15 protein-coding genes are annotated in these 18,267 nt (G+C 59.4%); 9 read left to right on the top strand and 6 right to left on the bottom strand.

Going from position 1 to position 18,267, the window contains the following annotated elements; genetic code table 11:
* Positions 1 to 258: 258 nt before the first annotated feature.
* The 3 genes from ccoM to PMI37_RS15125 form a co-directional block, all read right to left on the bottom strand.
* On the bottom strand, positions 259 to 372 hold the full coding sequence (gene ccoM / locus PMI37_RS32410) for a cytochrome c oxidase subunit CcoM (RefSeq protein WP_003222396.1): 114 nt from the start codon (positions 370 to 372) through the stop codon (positions 259 to 261).
* Positions 373 to 517: 145 nt separating this feature from the next.
* The gene (locus tag PMI37_RS31680) at positions 518 to 718 is read right to left on the bottom strand and encodes a hypothetical protein (RefSeq protein WP_157173089.1); all 201 of its coding nucleotides are present in this window, start codon (positions 716 to 718) and stop codon (positions 518 to 520) included.
* Between the two features lie 96 nt (positions 719 to 814).
* Positions 815 to 1,156, bottom strand: a complete 342-nt coding sequence (locus tag PMI37_RS15125; RefSeq protein WP_008082237.1) for a hypothetical protein — start codon at positions 1,154 to 1,156, stop codon at positions 815 to 817.
* Between the two features lie 254 nt (positions 1,157 to 1,410).
* Here PMI37_RS15125 and rapA point away from each other — a divergent pair, with 254 nt between their 5' ends.
* Positions 1,411 to 4,257: an RNA polymerase-associated protein RapA gene (gene rapA / locus PMI37_RS15130; protein WP_008082238.1), complete on the top strand. Its 2,847-nt coding sequence runs from the start codon at positions 1,411 to 1,413 to the stop codon at positions 4,255 to 4,257.
* A 271-nt stretch (positions 4,258 to 4,528) separates the two neighbouring features.
* On the opposite strand, the gene PMI37_RS15135 is transcribed toward rapA, so the two are convergent.
* Positions 4,529 to 5,878 (bottom strand): spinster family MFS transporter, encoded by a 1,350-nt coding sequence (locus PMI37_RS15135; RefSeq protein ID WP_008082239.1) that lies wholly within the window; start codon positions 5,876 to 5,878, stop codon positions 4,529 to 4,531.
* A gap of 300 nt (positions 5,879 to 6,178) precedes the next feature.
* Here PMI37_RS15135 and PMI37_RS15140 point away from each other — a divergent pair, with 300 nt between their 5' ends.
* Both PMI37_RS15140 and PMI37_RS15145 read left to right on the top strand, forming a co-directional pair.
* The gene (locus tag PMI37_RS15140; RefSeq protein WP_008082241.1) at positions 6,179 to 6,547 is read left to right on the top strand and encodes a YkgJ family cysteine cluster protein; all 369 of its coding nucleotides are present in this window, start codon (positions 6,179 to 6,181) and stop codon (positions 6,545 to 6,547) included.
* Positions 6,548 to 6,697: 150 nt separating this feature from the next.
* Complete coding sequence (locus tag PMI37_RS15145; protein ID WP_008082242.1) at positions 6,698 to 8,980, top strand: putative bifunctional diguanylate cyclase/phosphodiesterase; 2,283 nt, start codon at positions 6,698 to 6,700, stop codon at positions 8,978 to 8,980.
* Here the strand turns inward: PMI37_RS15145 and PMI37_RS31325 are convergent.
* Positions 8,871 to 9,767, bottom strand: a complete 897-nt coding sequence (locus tag PMI37_RS31325) for an NAD(P)-dependent oxidoreductase (protein WP_162130780.1) — start codon at positions 9,765 to 9,767, stop codon at positions 8,871 to 8,873. The two genes, PMI37_RS15145 and PMI37_RS31325, sit on opposite strands and share 110 nt — an antisense overlap.
* Positions 9,768 to 9,963: 196 nt before the next feature.
* Here PMI37_RS31325 and PMI37_RS15155 point away from each other — a divergent pair, with 196 nt between their 5' ends.
* Entirely contained in the window at positions 9,964 to 12,162 is a 2,199-nt protein-coding gene (locus PMI37_RS15155) for a hypothetical protein (protein ID WP_008082244.1), read from the top strand.
* A gap of 303 nt (positions 12,163 to 12,465) precedes the next feature.
* Here PMI37_RS15155 and PMI37_RS15160 read toward each other — a convergent pair whose 3' ends face one another.
* Positions 12,466 to 12,786: a DUF2288 domain-containing protein gene (locus PMI37_RS15160; protein WP_008082246.1), complete on the bottom strand. Its 321-nt coding sequence runs from the start codon at positions 12,784 to 12,786 to the stop codon at positions 12,466 to 12,468.
* 352 nt (positions 12,787 to 13,138) lie between these two features.
* Here PMI37_RS15160 and PMI37_RS15165 point away from each other — a divergent pair, with 352 nt between their 5' ends.
* The 5 genes from PMI37_RS15165 to PMI37_RS15185 all read left to right on the top strand — a co-directional run bounded on the left by PMI37_RS15165 (position 13,139) and on the right by PMI37_RS15185 (position 18,139).
* Positions 13,139 to 14,266, top strand: coding sequence for a branched-chain amino acid ABC transporter substrate-binding protein (locus PMI37_RS15165; RefSeq protein ID WP_008082248.1), 1,128 nt, complete (start codon positions 13,139 to 13,141; stop codon positions 14,264 to 14,266).
* A 230-nt stretch (positions 14,267 to 14,496) separates the two neighbouring features.
* Positions 14,497 to 15,420, top strand: a complete 924-nt coding sequence (gene livH, locus PMI37_RS15170) for a high-affinity branched-chain amino acid ABC transporter permease LivH (protein ID WP_008082254.1) — start codon at positions 14,497 to 14,499, stop codon at positions 15,418 to 15,420.
* Positions 15,417 to 16,673 (top strand): high-affinity branched-chain amino acid ABC transporter permease LivM, encoded by a 1,257-nt coding sequence (locus PMI37_RS15175; RefSeq protein ID WP_008082257.1) that lies wholly within the window; start codon positions 15,417 to 15,419, stop codon positions 16,671 to 16,673. Before livH ends, PMI37_RS15175 begins: the two co-directional genes overlap by 4 nt.
* The gene (livG, locus tag PMI37_RS15180) at positions 16,670 to 17,437 is read left to right on the top strand and encodes a high-affinity branched-chain amino acid ABC transporter ATP-binding protein LivG (protein ID WP_008082259.1); all 768 of its coding nucleotides are present in this window, start codon (positions 16,670 to 16,672) and stop codon (positions 17,435 to 17,437) included. The genes PMI37_RS15175 and livG overlap by 4 nt, the downstream gene beginning before the upstream one ends.
* Positions 17,438 to 18,139 (top strand): ABC transporter ATP-binding protein, encoded by a 702-nt coding sequence (locus PMI37_RS15185; RefSeq protein ID WP_008082262.1) that lies wholly within the window; start codon positions 17,438 to 17,440, stop codon positions 18,137 to 18,139.
* Positions 18,140 to 18,267: the final 128 nt, after the last annotated feature.

Raw genomic sequence — 18,267 nt, forward strand, 5'->3', positions numbered from 1 at the left:
CGGATCGATCCCGGAACGAAGGGACCCCGAGCCCCAGCGAGCGGGCCGCACGTAGGAGCAAGCCTTTTCGGTTACCTTTTCGGCGTTTGGAAAAGGTGACTCGCCGTAAGGGCGAAACCGCCAGCCGCAACACCCGAAAAAACGGATATTCCCACAAAACAACCCAAAGCCTGGTCGGCCCACAGGCCGCCAAGGCAAAAAAAAAGGGGCAACCGAAGTCGCCCCAAAATGCCTTGCGTGCTCATCACTCCAGAAGAATCACTTCTTGCGCTTATTCGCGTCCTTCCAGATAAAAAATCCAAACCCTGCAAAAAACAGAACCATCAGCCCTACAGTCAGGACCCCGGCAAACACCACGTTATCGAAAAACATGACTGGCCTCCTGGCCCCTGCTCTGCTGCGATGGGACTAAGTTACCAAACACACAGGCGCACAAATTGACCGGGATCAATGCCAGCAACGAAGGGAGATAAAGGAGGGGAAATAACTGACCTGCATCAACGGATGCAGGGGGAGATCAACGCTTTTTCGGCTTGTTCTTCGACTTTTTCTTGGCTTTTCCCAGCGGCATGGCCTGCTCGAAAGCCTGTCGCACCTCGTTCAGGCGCTTCTCTTTAATGTCATGCACCCGCTTGGCGCGTTCAGTGCTGAGGTCGATCAGTTTGTCGTCTTGGCTCATGGCGTTCGGAACATCGCTTGAAAGAATCACAACTGCCACATCACCGGCAGGCCTGCGCCAATAATGCAGCCAGACGCCAGCGCTGACCAGCCACCGGCTTAAACGCTGAAAAACAATTCATGTGAACGACAACGGTCAAATCTCGATATCGACCCACAACCCCTGACGCGGCTGGTCTTCCATCAGCGGCACCACCGGCACGGTGTTGTCGGCATTGAGTTCGGTGCCAGGCACCGCCAGATGTTCTTCCGGGTCTTCATCGGCTTCGCGACGACGACGATCGCGCTCCTGCTGGCGGCGCTGTTCTTCGCGCGCCATCAGTCGATCCTCTTCCGGATCGCGATTTTGCAGATCAATCGTGCTTTCGTTGGAGCTTTCCTGCACCGGCACCACCGGAGGAATGTCCGGCCGCTGGCGGATCGGGTCCTGCTGGGAAGTGATCGGCACAGCGCTCAAGGGGAGCATCGGTGGCAACATATAAAGGGTCTCCTGTCTGCAGGCTATCGGCTGCGGCAAAGGCGCCTTGAGCCATCCGTCGCAAATCTGTGACGCACTTGGCACCTGTAGGAGCTGCCGAAGGCTGCGATCTTTTAATGGGACAACACCGATTCCAAGTGTTCCCCAAGATCAAAAGATCCCAGCCTTCGGCAGCTCCTACCCCAGTATTCCTTTGGCCTCAGGGTCGCATTCCGTTAAGATAGCCCGCTTTTTCAAGGTGGGAGTCAGGCAGCATGGCGCAGCAGTATCAACCGGGGCAACGCTGGATCAGTGACAGCGAAGCAGAGCTTGGTTTAGGCACCGTTCTGGCACAGGACGGCCGCTTGTTGACCGTGCTTTACCCGGCCACTGGCGAAACCCGCCAGTACGCGCTACGGAATGCGCCCCTGACCCGCGTGCGATTCTCGCCGGGCGACAGCATCACCCATTTCGAAGGCTGGAAGATGACCGTGCAGCAAGTCGACGATGTCGACGGGCTGATGGTCTATCACGGTCTCAATGGGCAGAACGAAGCCGTCACCCTGCCGGAAACCCAGTTGTCGAACTTCATTCAGTTCCGTCTGGCCAGCGACCGTCTGTTCGCCGGGCAGATCGACCCGCTGGCGTGGTTCTCGCTGCGTTACAACACCCTCGAACACACCAGCCGCCAGCTGCAATCTTCGCTCTGGGGCCTGGGTGGCGTGCGTGCGCAACCGATCGCGCACCAATTGCACATCGCCCGTGAAGTCGCTGACCGCATCGCCCCGCGCGTTCTGCTGGCGGACGAAGTGGGTCTGGGTAAAACCATCGAGGCCGGTCTGGTGATCCATCGCCAACTGCTCTCGGGCCGCGCCAACCGCGTGCTGATCCTCGTCCCGGAAAACCTCCAGCACCAGTGGCTGGTGGAGATGCGCCGCCGCTTTAACCTCCAAGTTGCGCTGTTCGACGAAGAACGCTTTATCGAAAGCGATGCCGCCAACCCGTTCGAAGACACCCAACTGGCGCTGGTCGCGCTGGAATGGCTGGTCGACGACGAGAAGGCGCAAGACGCTCTGTTCGCCGCCGGTTGGGATCTGCTGGTGGTCGACGAAGCGCATCACCTGGTCTGGCACGAAGAGAAAGCCAGCGCCGAATACTCGCTGGTCGAGCAACTCGCCGAAGTCATCCCGGGCGTGCTGCTGCTCACCGCCACCCCGGAACAGCTCGGTCAGGACAGCCACTTCGCCCGTCTGCGCCTGCTCGATCCAAACCGTTTCCACGACCTGGCCGCGTTCCGCGCCGAGAGCGATAACTATCGCCCGGTGGCCGAAGCCGTGCAGGAACTGCTCGACAAGGGCCGTCTCTCAGCCAAAGCGCACAAAACCATTCAGGGTTTCCTCGGCAACGAAGGCGAAGCCCTGTTGACCGCGGTCAACGATGGCGACACCGAAGCCAGCGCCCGCCTCGTGCGCGAACTGCTCGATCGCCACGGCACCGGCCGCGTGCTGTTCCGTAACACCCGCGCTGCCGTGCAGGGTTTCCCGGAGCGCAAGCTGCATCCGTACCCGCTGCCGTGCCCGGACGAATACCTCGAACTGCCGCTGGGCGAACACGCCGAGCTGTACCCGGAAGTCAGCTTCCAGGCGCAGCCGGACGCCAGCGAAGAAGAACGCTGGTGGAAATTCGACCCGCGTGTCGAGTGGCTGATCGATCAGCTGAAAATGCTCAAGCGCACCAAAGTGCTGGTTATCTGCGCCCACGCCGAAACCGCGATGGACCTGGAAGACGCCCTGCGCGTGCGCTCCGGCATCCCGGCCACGGTGTTCCACGAAGGCATGAACATCCTTGAGCGTGACCGCGCTGCTGCGTACTTCGCTGATGAAGAGTTCGGTGCGCAAGTGCTGATCTGCTCGGAAATCGGCAGTGAAGGTCGCAACTTCCAGTTCGCTCACCACCTGGTGTTGTTCGATCTGCCGTCGCACCCGGATTTGCTCGAGCAGCGTATCGGTCGTCTCGACCGGATCGGCCAGAAGCACATCATCGAACTGCACGTGCCGTACCTGGAAACCAGCCCGCAAGAGCGCCTGTTCCAGTGGTACCACGAAGCGCTGAACGCGTTCCTCAACACCTGCCCGACCGGCAACGCCTTGCAGCATCAGTTCGGCCCGCGCCTGCTGCCGCTGCTCGAAGAAGCCGACGACAGCGAGTGGCAGGCGCTGATCGACGAAGCGCGCAGCGAGCGCGAGCGTCTGGAAGCCGAGCTGCACACCGGCCGCGACCGTCTGCTGGAGCTCAACTCCGGTGGCGCCGGCGAAGGTGAAGCGCTGGTCGAGGACATCCTTGAGCAAGACGATCAGTTCGCCCTGCCGATCTACATGGAAACCCTGTTCGACGCGTTCGGCATCGACAGCGAAGACCATTCGGAAAACGCGCTGATCCTCAAACCGAGCGAGAAGATGCTCGACGCCAGTTTCCCGCTGGGCGACGACGAAGGCGTGACCATCACCTACGACCGCAACCAGGCGCTGTCGCGCGAAGATATGCAATTCATCACCTGGGAACACCCGATGGTGCAGGGCGGCATGGACCTGGTGCTGTCCGGCTCGATGGGCAACACCGCCGTCGCGCTGATCAAGAACAAGGCGTTGAAGCCGGGCACCGTGCTGCTGGAACTGCTGTATGTCAGCGAAGTGGTGGCGCCGCGCTCGCTGCAATTGGGCCGTTACCTGCCGCCGGCCGCCCTGCGCTGCCTGCTGGATGCCAATGGCAACGACCTGTCGGCTCGCGTCTCGTTTGAAACGCTGAACGATCAGCTGGAAAGCGTGCCACGCGCCAGCGCCAACAAGTTCATCCAGGCCCAGCGCGATCAGCTGACGCCACGGATCAACGCCGGTGAAGACAAGATCGCCCCGCGTCACGCCGAGCGCGTAGCCGAGGCCCGTCGCCGTCTGGCGGCCGACACCGACGAAGAGCTGGCGCGCCTGACCGCGTTGCAAGCGGTCAACCCGACCGTACGTGACAGTGAACTGGTGGCGTTGCGTGAACAGCGCGAGCAAGGTCTGGCGATGCTGGACAAAGCGGCGTTGCGCCTGGAAGCGATTCGGGTGTTGGTGGCAGGCTAAACCGCCCTGCTCCCCCCCTGAAAACAACAAGGCCCGCAGCGATGCGGGCCGATCGTTCCCACGCTCCGCGTGGGAATGCCTCAAGGGACGCTCCGCGTTCCAGCTCTGGAAAGGGACGCAGAGCGTCCCGGCTGCATTCCCACGCAGAGCGTGGGAACGATCAATGCTGATGGCCTCATCGCTGGCAAGCCAGCTCCCACAGGTTTCGGGTTGTTAACAAATTATGTGTACGACTCGGTCACTGTGGGAGCTGGCTTGCCAGCGATGACGGCTAGGCAGTCGCCGCTGCAACTTCTGGCTCAACCACTGCAACCAGCCCCTCCTTCATCCGCTGCGCATCGCGCACAAAACACCGCGCCGCCAGAAACAGAAACACCATGGTCAAAAACAGCGCCACCGGAATCAGGTACATCGCATCATGCAGCCCGACCGCTTTGAACGCCTCGGTCATCTGCTCAGCCCCTGCCGACAACATCGCCGTGTGGGCAAAATGATCGGACAAACCACCGACCACCACCGGCCCCAGACCACCACCCAGCAAATACAACCCGGCAAAGAACAACGCCATCGCCGTCGCCCGCAAACGCGGTTCGACCACGTCCTGAATCGCCGTGTAAACGCAGGTGTAGAAGTTGTAGGCAAACAGCCAACCGACACTGAATACCGCGACAAACACACCAATCTCGATACGCCCGGCATGCAGCGCCCACGCCGTGCACAGTGTCGAAATAATCAGGCTGAACGCCGCGAACAACAGCCGCCCATTGGCCACACGCTGGTGAATCTTGTCGGCAATCCAGCCGCCCAGCGTCAATCCGACCAACCCGGTCACGCCGACAATCACCCCGGTCGCCACCGCGGCTTCCTGCAACGGCATCAGGAAATAACGCTGCAGCATCGGCACCAGAAACGAGTTGCAGGCATAGGTCGCGAAGTTGAAGCACAACCCGGCCATCACCAGCCACAGAAAGGTCGGCACCGCCAGAATCCGCCGGATCGGCCTGTCGACGCGCTCTTGCGAGACCTGCACGGTTTCCGCCGCGCCGCGCTTCGGCTCTTTAATGAAGAACATGAAAATCGCCAGGATCAGCCCCGGCACTGCCGCGATAAAGAACGGCGCCCGCCAGCTGTCGAACGCCTTGACCATCGCGCCGATGGTGAAAAACGCGAGCAACAAGCCCAGCGGCAGACCGAGCATGAAAATGCCCATCGCCCGCGCCCGACGATGCGCCGGGAACAGATCGCCGATCAGCGAGTTGGCCGCCGGTGCGTAGCTGGCCTCACCGATGCCGATGCCCATGCGCACGATCAAAAAGCTCCAGAAACTGCCAACCAGACCGTTGACCGCTGTCAGCGCACTCCAAGTCGCCAGGCCCCAGCCCATCAGTTTGCGCCGCGAGCCGGTGTCGGCCATGCGCCCCAAGGGCAGCCCGGCAATCGCGTAAACAATGGTGAATGCGGTACCGACGATCCCCAGCTGAAAGTCGCTGAGGTGCCATTCCATACGGATCGGCTCGATGATGATCGCCGGAATGGTGCGGTCGAAGAAGTTGAACAAGTTGGCGAGAAACAGCAGGAACAGAATGCGCCAGGCATTCGCCGCTTGGGTCGAGTTCTGCATGGGTCCGTCTCTTTATTGTTATAGGGCTTCACTGCCAACGCATCCGAGCCCGGAACCTGCAATCTAGTCAGCCCGTCGGAAGCTGTCTGTGATCATTCGTCTGCCTGATATCGGGCCATGCCACTGTAACGAAACGTAAGCCCTTGATAAGTCTGCAATCCCCCGAAAACCGGGGCTTCTACCGCAAAATCCTGGCACAAAAAAATAGTTTCACGCCCCCCTTCCCAAGTCCGTGGCGAAGCCTAGAATAGCCGCCGGATCCGTCCGGATTCGCCGATCAATCCCTTTGATGCCCTCCCCATGTCCGAAGTCAGTCCGTGTCTGAATTGCGGTGCCTGTTGTTCCCATTTTCGTGTGTCTTTTTTCTGGGGTGAATGCGCTTCCTCCGGTGGCACGGTGCCCGATGAACTGGTCACGCAGATCAGCCCGAGCCGGGTGGCGATGAACGGCACCGACTGTAAATCGCCGCGTTGCACGGCGTTGGTCGGCGAAGTCGGCAGCGAGGTGAAATGCTCGATTTATGAATTGCGCTCCAGCCCCTGCCGCGAATTCGAGTCGTCATGGGAAAACGGCGAACAGAATGTCGATTGCGACAAGGCCCGGGCGCGTTTCGGCCTGCCGCCGCTGCAACCGGACTGGGCGCAAATTCCTTTCGACCAGAGCGCCTGACTCTATTAGTGCCAAACGCTATGGTGCTAATGCCGAAATCGTTAGCGCCAATATGCCACTACCGCATTCACCCCAGAAACCGCCTCTATACTCCAGTCATTCGCCTGCGTTGACGACGCAGTAAGGACGACTTCAGAGACGGGGCATGCTATGGAGTGGCTTGGTTTACAGTTTGTTACCGAGCTGCCGGAGAGCGGGCAGGTCATCCTCGATTGCACGCACAATCCCTTGCTGGTGCTGGTGGCTTATCTGGTCGCTTGCGCCGCCAGTTTTGCCACCCTCGACATGGCCGAGCGGGTGGGCCACGCCGAAGATCCACGTTCGCAACGGGTGTGGCGCTGGATCGGCGCCACCTGCCTGGCCGGCGGCATCTGGGCCATGCACTTCATTGGCATGCTGGCGTTCCAAGCGCCGATCGACATCCAGTACGACCTGCCCATTACCCTGTTTTCCTTGCTGATCGCCCTGCTTGCCTCATGGCTGGCCATGCACACCCTGAGCGAGGCCCGCCCCAGCCTGGTGCTGTACCTGAAAACAGCCATCGTCATCGGCCTGGGGATTGCCGGCATGCATTACGTCGGCATGACGGCCATGCAGTCGAGCGCCGTCGCTTACTATGACCCCGGCCTGTTTGCGCTGTCGGTGGTCATTGCCATCGGCGCCAGTTTCGCCGCGCTGTGGGTGGCGGGTTACCTTCGCGAAGGCAGCGGCCTGTTTCATCAGATGCTCAAATACAGCGCCGCGCTGATCCTCGGCGCCGGCATTTTCAGCATGCACTTCACCGGGATGGCCGCGTTGCACCTGGTCTTGCCTGAAGGCAGCGCGCCGGCGATAGCGGTCGAAACCAGCCATATGCAGTTGGGCCTGACGGTCGCGTTGATCACCCTGTTGATACTCGGCAGCGCGGTCAGCGCCGCGCTGGCCGACAAGAAACTGCAGAGCAAGGAACACGACCTGCGCCGGGTCAATGCCTTGCTCAGCCAGCTCGACCAGGCGCGCATGTCGCTGCAGCAAGTGGCCAACTACGACGCCCTGACCAACCTGATCAACCGTCGCGGCTTTAACCAGATCTTCGCCGAGAAACTCAGCCAGAAAACCACCGAGGGCGGCATGCTCGCGGTGATGTTTCTCGACATCGACCACTTCAAACGGATCAACGACAGCCTCGGCCATGACGCCGGTGACGAGTTGCTCAAAGTCATCGCCCAGCACATCAAAGGCTCGGTACGCAGCCATGAAGACGTGGTCGCCCGCTTCGGTGGCGATGAGTTCTGCATCCTGATCAGCCTGCGTGATCGTGAAGAGGCGCGCAACATGGCCCAGCGCATCATGCTCAAGATGAAGGAGCCGATCGAACTGGCCGGGCGGCGCATGGTCATGACCACCAGCATTGGCATCAGTCTGTTTCCGGAGGACGGCACCACCTGCGAAGAACTGCTCAAGCACGCCGATCTGGCGCTGTATCAATCCAAAGGGGCGGGACGCAACGGCCTGCACTTTTTCAATTCCAACCTGAAAAACCGCGCCACCCTGGAACTGCAACTCGAGGAAGAACTGCGCCATGCCCTGCGCGAAGAAAACGGCTTGATGCTCTATTACCAGCCGATCTTCGAACTGAAAACCGGCCGCGTTACCAAGCTCGAAGCGTTGATCCGCTGGCAACACCCGCTGCACGGTTTGCTGACGCCGGATCGCTTTATCAGCATCGCCGAAAACAATGGTCTGATCGCCGAGCTGGATAACTGGGTATTGCGCCGGGCCTGCAAAGACCTCGGCGAGCTCTCGCGCCATGGCTGCGAAGAACTGAAAATCGCCTGGAACTGCTCGCCCCTCAACCTTGCCCGCGAGGAGCTGGCCCTCGAGATTGAAAGTGCGCTGCGCACCGCCGGCGTTGCACCGGAACGCCTGGAACTGGAAGTCACCGAAAATGCGCTGATGGGCAACATCGCCAACACCCTGGTGCTGCTGCGGCAAATCCGTGCCCTCGGCGTGTCACTGTCGATCGACGACTTCGGTACCGGTTATTCATCGCTGGCCTATCTCAAGCGCCTGCCGCTGAACACTCTGAAGATCGACCGTTCGTTCATCATCGACATTCCCAATGCCACGGCGGACATGGAGATCGTCCAGGCGATCATCGTCATGGCGCACACCCTGCATTTGCAGGTGGTCACCGAAGGCGTGGAAAGCCTGGAGCAGTACGAATTTCTCGAGCGTTCGGGCTGCGATTTCATTCAGGGTTACCTGCTCAGCCGCCCGGTGCCGCTGGAGGAGCTGCGCCCGGTGCTGGAAGAAATCAATCAGCGCAAACATGCCCATACGGTCAATCCGTTGATTCTGGCGCGCGGTACATTTGCACCAGTGTTGCTGGATCCTGCGCCAAAAAGCCCTGCGCCCCATGCAGGCGCATCAGTTGTGCGGCCAATCCGCTGATGGGTGTCGCTGAACCCTGTTCGCGGGAGAATTTCACGGCGGTGTCGAGGTCCTTGAGCAAGGTGCGCACGTGCCATTTGATCGGCTCGAAGCGGCTTTCAGCCATTTGCGGGGCGAGGATCTGCAGTGGTTTGGAATCGGCAAAACCGCCGGCCAGCGCTTCAGCAATCAGGCTCGCATCAACCCCGGCCTGCTCGGCCAGCGCCACCACTTCGGCAATCACCAAGGCATTGCAGGCAACGATCATCTGGTTGCAGGCCTTGGTCACCTGCCCGGCGCCGACACCGCCCATGTGCGTCACGCGCTGACCGAGATTGAGCAGCACCGGGCGCACGCGCTGAAGATCTGCCGCATCGCCACCGACCATGATCGCCAGACTGCCCGCTTCGGCGCCGACCACGCCGCCGGATACCGGAGAATCCAGCCAGGCCATGCCGCTGTTCTCGGCCAGTTGCGCCGCCATCTCGCGCGTGGCGGTCGGTTCGAGGCTGGAAAAATCCACCAGCAGCTGGCCGTTTTTCGCGCCTTCGGCAATACCGCCAGCGCCAAACACCACCTCACGCACCACCGCCGTATCGGCCAGGCACAACATCACGATGTCCGCGTGTTCGCACAAATCGGCGGGACGCGCCACCTGCCGGGCACCGGCTTCGACCAGCGGCGCGCACTTGGCCGGGTTGCGATTCCACACGGTCAGCGGATAACCCGCCGCCAACAGACGCCGGCACATGGGCAGCCCCATCAGACCGATTCCGGCGAACCCCAACGAAGGTAGCGTTGACATCATTTTGCCTCTTTTCGATTAAAGATCGCCGAATAATGGCCGATTCATCAACGATCAGGAAAGGATTCCCCCCAGCGACACTCAGGCCAAATCCCTGACGCTCGGGCTCAATACGCGCAAAAAAAGACGCGAGATCTTATTCCGTGAGGTTCGCAGGCATCGGCCAGCGCACCAACCCAGTCCAGGTATATGGCGCACAATGACTTCTAAAAACAATCCCGCCAGTGCGGTATCCGATCTGACTTTGAGCCCCGCCGCCAACAGCCCGTCATCGTCGAAGCCATTGGTCCCGTCGCGCCCGCTGTCGACCCAGCAATACCTGTACTTCACCGAAACCAATACCGACCGTATCCTCGACAATCTCGACGGCCTGCGTGATCTGGTGTTCCCGCGCCCGCCGCACCTGGAAGGCGATAACGAACAGCACAACGATCAGGAATTTCCATCGGTGTGCCTGATCGGCCTCGGTCGCTGCGGCTCCAACATCGCCCTCGACGTCGCGGAGCTGGTGTACAACGCGCGCAAGTTCTACCTCAACGAATTCAACAACGAAGACCGTGCGGCGGATCGCCGATCGGCCGACAAGGGTTACAGCCCGGCGCAGTGGATCAAGAACAACCTGCGCATCGGCAACAACAAGGCGAGCAAACCGGTGTTCCTGGTCGAACCGCTGGTGATGCTCGGCGACCTCGACAAGGACATCGCCGGGCGTATTCGTTTCTCGCGCAAGGGCGAAAAAAGCGGTTTCCTGCGCGACTACAGCAAAATGAAGATCATGGACTTGTCCGAAGTCCACGCCGGTGGCGCCGGTAACGCGCCGATCCTCGGCCAGTATCTGGCGAAGATCATCCTCAACAAGGACACCCAGCGCTTCTCCAGCCCTGACTGGAAAATGATCCACTCGTACCTGATTGACAGCTGCGGCATCAAGGCCAACCAGTCGCGCCTGTATTTCTCGATCTTCAGTGCCGGCGGCGGTACCGGTTCGGGCATGGCCTCGGAGTTCGGCCTGGCCCAGCAGCACTCGTACATGAACAAGACGTTCGACACCAAGCCGATGGACGAACATGACGGCAAGAGCGGTCATTCGTTCGTCTTCGAGCCGATCTTCACCAGCGGCATTTGCGTGCTGCCGAACATTTCCGACCATCGCAGCGAAATGTCCGAGGCGCTGCACATCAACGCCGGTCGCCTGCTGTGTAAATACCTCTCGGAAGAATGGGATTTCTCCTACAACTTCGCCAACGAAGACAGTAGCGAAGCCAGCGTCATGGGCCGTATCCGCCCATGGAACGCAATGATGCTGATCTCCAACGACATCATGCGTTACGCCGAAGAAAGCGATGACGGCAACATCCAGAACATTGATGTCAATGCGATGGAGAAGCACGCCAACCAATACATCTCGCAGCAGATCTTCAACATTCTGACGGCGCAGGCAGTCACCACTGACTACGATCAGAACTATTTCCGCCGCGCCGGCATCGACATCGGTGAGACCATTCGCCTCGATGCCAACGACCTGTTCATGAGTCTGGCCGGCCCGGTGGCGATTGCCTACGCCGAATCGGTGGTGCCGGAAACGCCGCCGCCGAGCAGCGACAAATTCAAGGTGTTCGACAAAGAGCCGCAGCGCCTGAACATCGACGACCTGTTCTTCCGCTCGATCGACCTGCCGCACTTCAACAAGGTCACGCAGGCGATCGAAGGCATCAGCCTGTTGCCGATCGAATCCAAGCGTTATCGCGCGTCGCTGGAGCAGTACAAGAATTCCGGTTATGACGCTGCGGCGCTGCACGACCTGCACTTCTTCAAGAACTGCTCGTCGGTGGTCTCGATCGTCTCGCTGCCAAAAGACTACAAACTGTCGTACATGGACCTGAACCGGTTGAAAACCCACCTCAACAGCCTGTTCCCCAACACCACGCTCAAGCGTTATGCGCTGGTGATCGGCGCCTCGGCCAACCTGTCGCTGACCACATTGATCGCGAAGAGCCCGTGCCTGTCGGATGATTTCCTGACCCTGATCGTCGCATTCATCAAGCGCTGCTTCGCGAAGAACCCGTACCGTTTTGACGAGACGCTGGACAACTCGATCCTCGATTTCATCATCAACGAAGAGTTCGACGAAGACCGCATCGACGACCTGCTCAACGAGTTCGAAAACCCGGCGAAGATCCTCGACACCAATTGGTACGCGATCAAGCCGATGTACGAGAAGAAGTACCGCGAGCTGATCAACGACAAAGACAAGTTTGTCTCGATCAACGACATTCGTTTGTCGCGTGATTGTGTGAAGAAGTCGATCAAATACTTGCGCGAGATTTATCGTCACCGGATTGGCAAGACCAAGGTTATTTCGCTGAATAACCATACCGGGAAGTCGTTTACGGTCTGATCCGGAACCGAGTCGCCCCTATCGCTGGCAAGCCAGCTCCCACAAGGTCCGGGTGAACACAAATTTTGTGAACAACACCAAACCTGTGGGAGCTGGCTTGCCAGCGATGAGGCCCTGAAACTCACTGAATATTTCAGCCATTCCAACATTCAGAAACAATTAAGCAGCCGTTAGACTGCTTATTAAACTGTTCCCGTTACGTTTACGTCACCGTGATGCCACCCTCGCCTGTGGTGTTTCTCTACGGCAACGTGCCATCACGCTACTCCGCTACACACTTTTCGCTGATGACCGGTCGCACCATCAAGGTGCGACGTCGGCGGCGACTGCCCTTTCCTGGATCAGAATCCACGGCGAAACCACCACCGCCCACAACGCCGGATCGCGCTCGAAAAGATCCAGCGCCCGCGTTTCAGACAGCTTGGCGACTTTGTCTTCGGCCAGCCAGGCGGCCACTTTCTCGCCTTCATCCGAAGCCACGGCCTCGGCGGCCGCGATCAGATCCAGCGCAGGGTCGACCCACAATAGGGCACCCTTGGCGAAGAACGGCTCCAGCTCTTTCCAGGTAATAGATGCGGTTTCACCAAGCAGCTTGGCATAGAGGGTGCTAGGTTCTTGATTCATGGGAACTGTCCGGAGAAGAAATCGACGCGAATGATAACGTCGGTGGTCCGCCAGAAAAACCCGGTTGCAAATGGCTTCACCGAACGAAAAGAGCAGGAACGCCAAGGAATGCTGTTGATTGGGATATATGCCCACGAACGCCCCGCCGCAATTCTGTCTTTTTCATTCAAAAATGCGACACCCCCAAGTTTTGCCCCTCGGCGCCCGCTTCCCAGGCCAACAACCGGCGCTCTACACTGTACCGGTACAGTTGCCGGGGGCATTTCCGGAGGGTATCGCAAAGATATCTGACCCGGTTCTGCTGCTACGGCGCCAGAACTCAAAAAAATTACAACAGTAAGAGTGGAGCACTATGACTAAGGCTACTAAGCAGATTTCCAAACTGTTTGCCGCTATGGTTCTGGCCGGGGTTGCCAGCCATTCGTTCGCAGCTGACACCATCAAAATCGGTATTGCCGGCCCTAAGACCGGTCCAGTAGCCCAATACGGCGACATGCAGTTCAGTGGCGCAAAAATGGCCATCGAACAAATCAACGCCAAGGGCGGCGTCGACGGCAAGAAACTCGAAGCCGTTGAATACGACGATGCCTGCGATCCGAAACAAGCGGTAGCGGTCGCGAACAAGGTCGTCAACGACGGCGTCAAGTTCGTCGTCGGTCACCTGTGCTCCAGCTCCACTCAACCGGCTTCGGACATCTACGAAGACGAAGGCGTGATCATGATCACCCCGGCTGCCACCAGCCCGGACATCACCGCCCGTGGTTACAAAATGGTCTTCCGTACCATCGGTCTGGACAGCGCCCAGGGCCCTGCCGCCGGTAACTACATTGCCGATCACGTGAAACCGAAAATCGTTGCTGTGCTGCACGACAAGCAACAATACGGTGAAGGCATCGCCACCGCCGTCAAAGCCACCCTCGAGAAGAAAGGCACCAAGGTTGCCGTGTTCGAAGGCGTCAACGCCGGCGACAAGGACTTCTCCTCGATCATCGCCAAGCTCAAGCAAGCCAACGTCGACTTCGTTTACTACGGTGGCTACCACCCGGAGCTGGGTCTGATCCTGCGTCAGGCGGCTGAAAAAGGCCTGAAAGCCAAGTTCATGGGTCCGGAAGGCGTGGGTAACGACTCGATTTCGCAGATCGCCAAAGACGCTTCCGAAGGTCTGCTGGTAACCCTGCCGAAATCCTTCGACCAGGATCCGGCCAACATCGCCCTGGCAGATGCCTTCAAGGCGAAGAAAGAAGATCCGAGCGGCCCGTTCGTGTTCCCTTCCTACTCGGCGGTTGAAGTGATTGCCGGCGGTATCACCGCGGCCAAATCCGAAGACCCGGCCAAGGTGGCTGAAGCCATTCACGCCGGCACCTTCAAGACCCCGACTGGCGACCTGAGCTTCGACGCCAAGGGTGACCTGAAGGACTTCAAATTTGTGGTTTACGAGTGGCACTTCGGCAAACCAAAAACTGAAGTTTCGCCTCAGTAAGGCGCGCCCTGACTGACTGCCAATAAAGCCCACGGCGTGCCGTGGGCTTTGTTTTACGAATGTATGGGCCGCGCTGGCGTGATCCGCCAGTCTCCCCACCTGAAAATCTCAAAACCGTCATCAGCGGTTCGCTGGCAAAACCCGGATTCGAAGTGGATATAGATCCACGGGGCCGGGCGGGAAAATGACTCCACCAGTGAAATGCGTATCAGGTTTTTAGGAGCGTTGTAATGCCTGACCTCTATCACTTCTTCCAGCAGCTGGTTAATGGCCTGACCATTGGCAGCACGTATGCCCTGATTGCCATCGGCTATACGATGGTTTACGGCATCATTGGAATGATCAACTTCGCCCACGGCGAGGTGTACATGATCGGTTCCTACGTGGCGTTCATCGCCATCGCCGGGCTGGCCATGATGGGAATCGACAACGTCCCGCTGTTGATGACCGCAGCCTTCATCGCGAGCATCGTTGTCACCAGTTCCTACGGTTACAGCATCGAACGGATCGCCTACCGCCCCCTGCGCGGCAGCAACCGTCTGATCCCGCTGATCTCCGCCATCGGTATGTCGATCTTCCTGCAGAACACGGTTCTGCTGGCGCAAGACTCCAAGGACAAATCCATCCCCAACCTGATCCCCGGGAACATTTCCTTCGGGCCAGGTGGCGCACATGAAGTGCTGATTTCCTACATGCAAATCGTGGTGTTCGTGGTGACGCTGATCGCCATGCTCGGCCTGACGCTGTTCATCTCCCGTTCTCGCCTGGGTCGCGCCTGCCGCGCCTGCGCCGAAGACATCAAGATGGCCAACCTGCTGGGCATCAACACCAACAACATCATCGCCCTGACCTTCGTCATTGGTGCTGCGCTGGCGGCCATCGCGGCCGTGCTGCTGAGCATGCAATATGGCGTGATCAACCCCAACGCCGGTTTCCTCGTCGGCCTCAAAGCCTTCACCGCAGCGGTACTCGGCGGCATCGGCAGCATCCCCGGCGCCATGCTCGGCGGGTTGGTGCTTGGGGTGGCGGAAGCGTTTGGTGCCGATATCTTCGGTGACCAATACAAGGACGTCGTGGCTTTCGGCTTGTTGGTTCTGGTGCTGTTGTTCCGTCCGACCGGCATTCTGGGCCGTCCGGAGGTTGAGAAAGTATGACTAGGAATCTTAAACAGGCACTGTTCAGTGCCTTGCTGGTGTGGGCTGTGGCCTACCCGGTACTCGGACTGAAACTGACCATCGTCGGCATCAACCTCGAAGTGCACAACACCAGCCCGATGATTCTGGCGACCATCGCCATCTGTTCGGTGCTGATGTTCCTGCGGGTGCTGTTCAACCAGCAGATCAGCAAGGCATGGAAATCCTCGCCGGGTATGCCGCTGATCCCGGCCAAGGCCAGCAACTTCCTGACCCTGCCGACCACCCAACGCTACTTCATCATTGCGCTGATCATCGGTGCATTGGTGTGGCCGTTCTTCGGTTCGCGTGGCGCGGTGGACATCGCGACGCTGATCCTGATCTACGTGATGCTCGGCCTCGGTCTGAACATCGTCGTCGGTCTGGCCGGTCTGCTCGACCTCGGTTACGTCGGCTTCTACGCCGTCGGCGCCTACAGCTACGCGCTGCTGTCGCACTACTACGGCTTGAGCTTCTGGATCTGCCTGCCGATTGCCGGCCTGATGGCGGCGACGTTCGGCTTCCTGCTGGGCTTCCCGGTGCTGCGCCTGCGCGGTGACTATCTGGCGATCGTGACCCTCGGCTTCGGCGAGATCATCCGTCTGTTCCTGCGTAACCTGACCGACATCACTGGCGGCCCGAACGGCATCAGCAACATCGAGAAACCAACGTTCTTCGGTCTGACCTTTGAACGCAAGGCTGCGGAAGGCATGCAAACCTTCCACGAGTATTTCGGCCTGCAATACAACTCGATCAACAAGGTGATCTTCCTCTACCTGGTTGCCCTGGTACTGGCGCTGGCGGCGCTGTTCGTCATCAACCGTTTGCTGCGCATGCCGATCGGCCGTGCGTGGGAAGCGCTGCGTGAAGACGAGATCGCCTGCCGTGCTTTGGGCCTGAATCCGACGATCATCAAGCTGTCCGCCTTCACACTTGGCGCTGCGTTCGCCGGTTTCGCCGGTAGCTTCTTCGCCGCCCGTCAGGGTCTGGTAACCCCGGAGTCGTTCACCTTCATCGAGTCGGCAATCATCCTCGCCATCGTGGTGTTGGGCGGTATGGGTTCGCAGTTGGGTGTGATTCTGGCCGCCGTGGTAATGATCCTGTTACCGGAAATGATGCGTGAGTTCAGCGAGTACCGCATGTTGATGTTCGGTGCGCTGATGGTGTTGATGATGATCTGGCGTCCACAAGGTCTGCTGCCGATGCAACGCCCACACATGGAGTTGCGAAAATGAGCCGCGAGATCCTTAAAGTCGAAAACCTGAGCATGCGCTTCGGCGGCTTGCTGGCGGTCAACGGCGTGGCCCTGACCGTCAAAGAGAAACAAGTGGTTGCACTGATCGGGCCGAACGGCGCGGGCAAGACCACCGTGTTCAACTGCCTGACCGGTTTCTATCAGCCAACGGGCGGCAGCATCCTGCTCGACGGCGAGCCGATTCAAGGCCTGCCGGGCCACAAGATCGCCCTCAAAGGCGTGGTGCGCACCTTCCAGAACGTGCGCCTGTTCAAGGACATGACGGCGGTCGAGAACCTGTTGATCGCCCAGCACCGTCACCTGAACACCAACTTCCTGGCCGGCCTGTTCAAGACCCCGTCGTTCCGCAAAAGCGAGCGCGAGGCCATGGAGTTTGCCGAGTACTGGCTGGAAAAGGTCAACCTCAAGGAGTTCGCCAACCGTACCGCCGGCACGCTGGCCTACGGTCAGCAACGGCGTCTGGAAATCGCTCGCTGCATGATGACCCGTCCGCGGATCCTCATGCTCGACGAACCGGCCGCCGGCCTCAATCCGAAGGAAACCGAAGACCTCAAGGCGCTGATCGGTGTACTGCGTGAAGAGCACAACGTCACCGTGCTGCTGATCGAACACGACATGAAACTGGTCATGAGCATTTCCGACCACATCGTCGTGATCAATCAGGGCACGCCTCTGGCCGACGGTACGCCGGAACAGATTCGCGACAATCCTGAAGTGATCAAAGCCTACCTGGGGGAAGCGTAAATGCTGCAGTTCGAAAACGTTTCCACCTTCTACGGCAAGATCCAGGCCCTGCACAGCGTCAACGTCGAAGTCCGTCAGGGCGAGATCGTGACCCTGATCGGCGCCAACGGTGCCGGCAAGTCGACGCTGCTGATGACGCTCTGCGGTTCGCCGCAGGCGCACAGCGGCAGCATCCGGTACATGGGTGAGGAACTGGTCGGCCAGGACTCGTCGCAGATCATGCGCAAGAGCATTGCGGTGGTGCCGGAAGGTCGTCGGGTGTTTGCCCGTCTGACCGTTGAGGAAAACCTGTCCATGGGCGGCTTCTTCACCGACAAAGGCGACTATCAGGAACAGATGGACAAGGTTCTCGGCCTGTTCCCGCGCCTGAAAGAACGCTTCAACCAGCGCGGCGGCACCATGTCCGGCGGCGAACAGCAAATGCTCGCCATCGGCCGCGCGCTGATGAGCAAGCCGAAACTGCTGCTGCTCGACGAGCCGTCGCTGGGCCTGGCACCGATCATCATCCAGCAGATTTTCGACATCATCGAAATGCTGCGCAAGGACGGTGTGACGGTGTTCCTGGTCGAGCAGAATGCCAACCAGGCGCTGAAAATCGCTGACCGCGCCTACGTTCTGGAGAACGGTCGTGTGGTCATGCAAGGCACCGGTGAAGCACTGCTGACCGACCCGAAAGTACGCGAGGCGTACCTCGGCGGTTGATGCGTACGCCCCAAAAAAAAACGGCCTTCGGGCCGTTTTTTTTTACCTCACACATCCCCCCTGTAGGAGCTGCCGCAGGCTGCGATCTTTTGATCTTGTTTTTACCAAACAACGTCAACAGATCGCAG

Source organism: Pseudomonas sp. GM80 (assembly GCF_000282515.1).
GTDB lineage: Bacteria > Pseudomonadota > Gammaproteobacteria > Pseudomonadales > Pseudomonadaceae > Aquipseudomonas.

Coding starts and splice junctions, on each gene's coding strand:
- ccoM (WP_003222396.1), bottom strand. CDS start 372: ATGTTTTTCGATAACGTGGTGTTTGCCGGGGTCCTGACTGTAGGGCTG.
- PMI37_RS15125 (WP_008082237.1), bottom strand. CDS start 1,156: ATGTTGCCACCGATGCTCCCCTTGAGCGCTGTGCCGATCACTTCCCAG.
- rapA (WP_008082238.1), top strand. CDS start 1,411: ATGGCGCAGCAGTATCAACCGGGGCAACGCTGGATCAGTGACAGCGAA.
- PMI37_RS15135 (WP_008082239.1), bottom strand. CDS start 5,878: ATGCAGAACTCGACCCAAGCGGCGAATGCCTGGCGCATTCTGTTCCTG.
- PMI37_RS15140 (WP_008082241.1), top strand. CDS start 6,179: ATGTCCGAAGTCAGTCCGTGTCTGAATTGCGGTGCCTGTTGTTCCCAT.
- PMI37_RS15145 (WP_008082242.1), top strand. CDS start 6,698: ATGGAGTGGCTTGGTTTACAGTTTGTTACCGAGCTGCCGGAGAGCGGG.
- PMI37_RS31325 (WP_162130780.1), bottom strand. CDS start 9,767: ATGATGTCAACGCTACCTTCGTTGGGGTTCGCCGGAATCGGTCTGATG.
- PMI37_RS15155 (WP_008082244.1), top strand. CDS start 9,964: ATGACTTCTAAAAACAATCCCGCCAGTGCGGTATCCGATCTGACTTTG.
- PMI37_RS15160 (WP_008082246.1), bottom strand. CDS start 12,786: ATGAATCAAGAACCTAGCACCCTCTATGCCAAGCTGCTTGGTGAAACC.
- PMI37_RS15165 (WP_008082248.1), top strand. CDS start 13,139: ATGACTAAGGCTACTAAGCAGATTTCCAAACTGTTTGCCGCTATGGTT.
- livH (WP_008082254.1), top strand. CDS start 14,497: ATGCCTGACCTCTATCACTTCTTCCAGCAGCTGGTTAATGGCCTGACC.
- PMI37_RS15175 (WP_008082257.1), top strand. CDS start 15,417: ATGACTAGGAATCTTAAACAGGCACTGTTCAGTGCCTTGCTGGTGTGG.
- livG (WP_008082259.1), top strand. CDS start 16,670: ATGAGCCGCGAGATCCTTAAAGTCGAAAACCTGAGCATGCGCTTCGGC.
- PMI37_RS15185 (WP_008082262.1), top strand. CDS start 17,438: ATGCTGCAGTTCGAAAACGTTTCCACCTTCTACGGCAAGATCCAGGCC.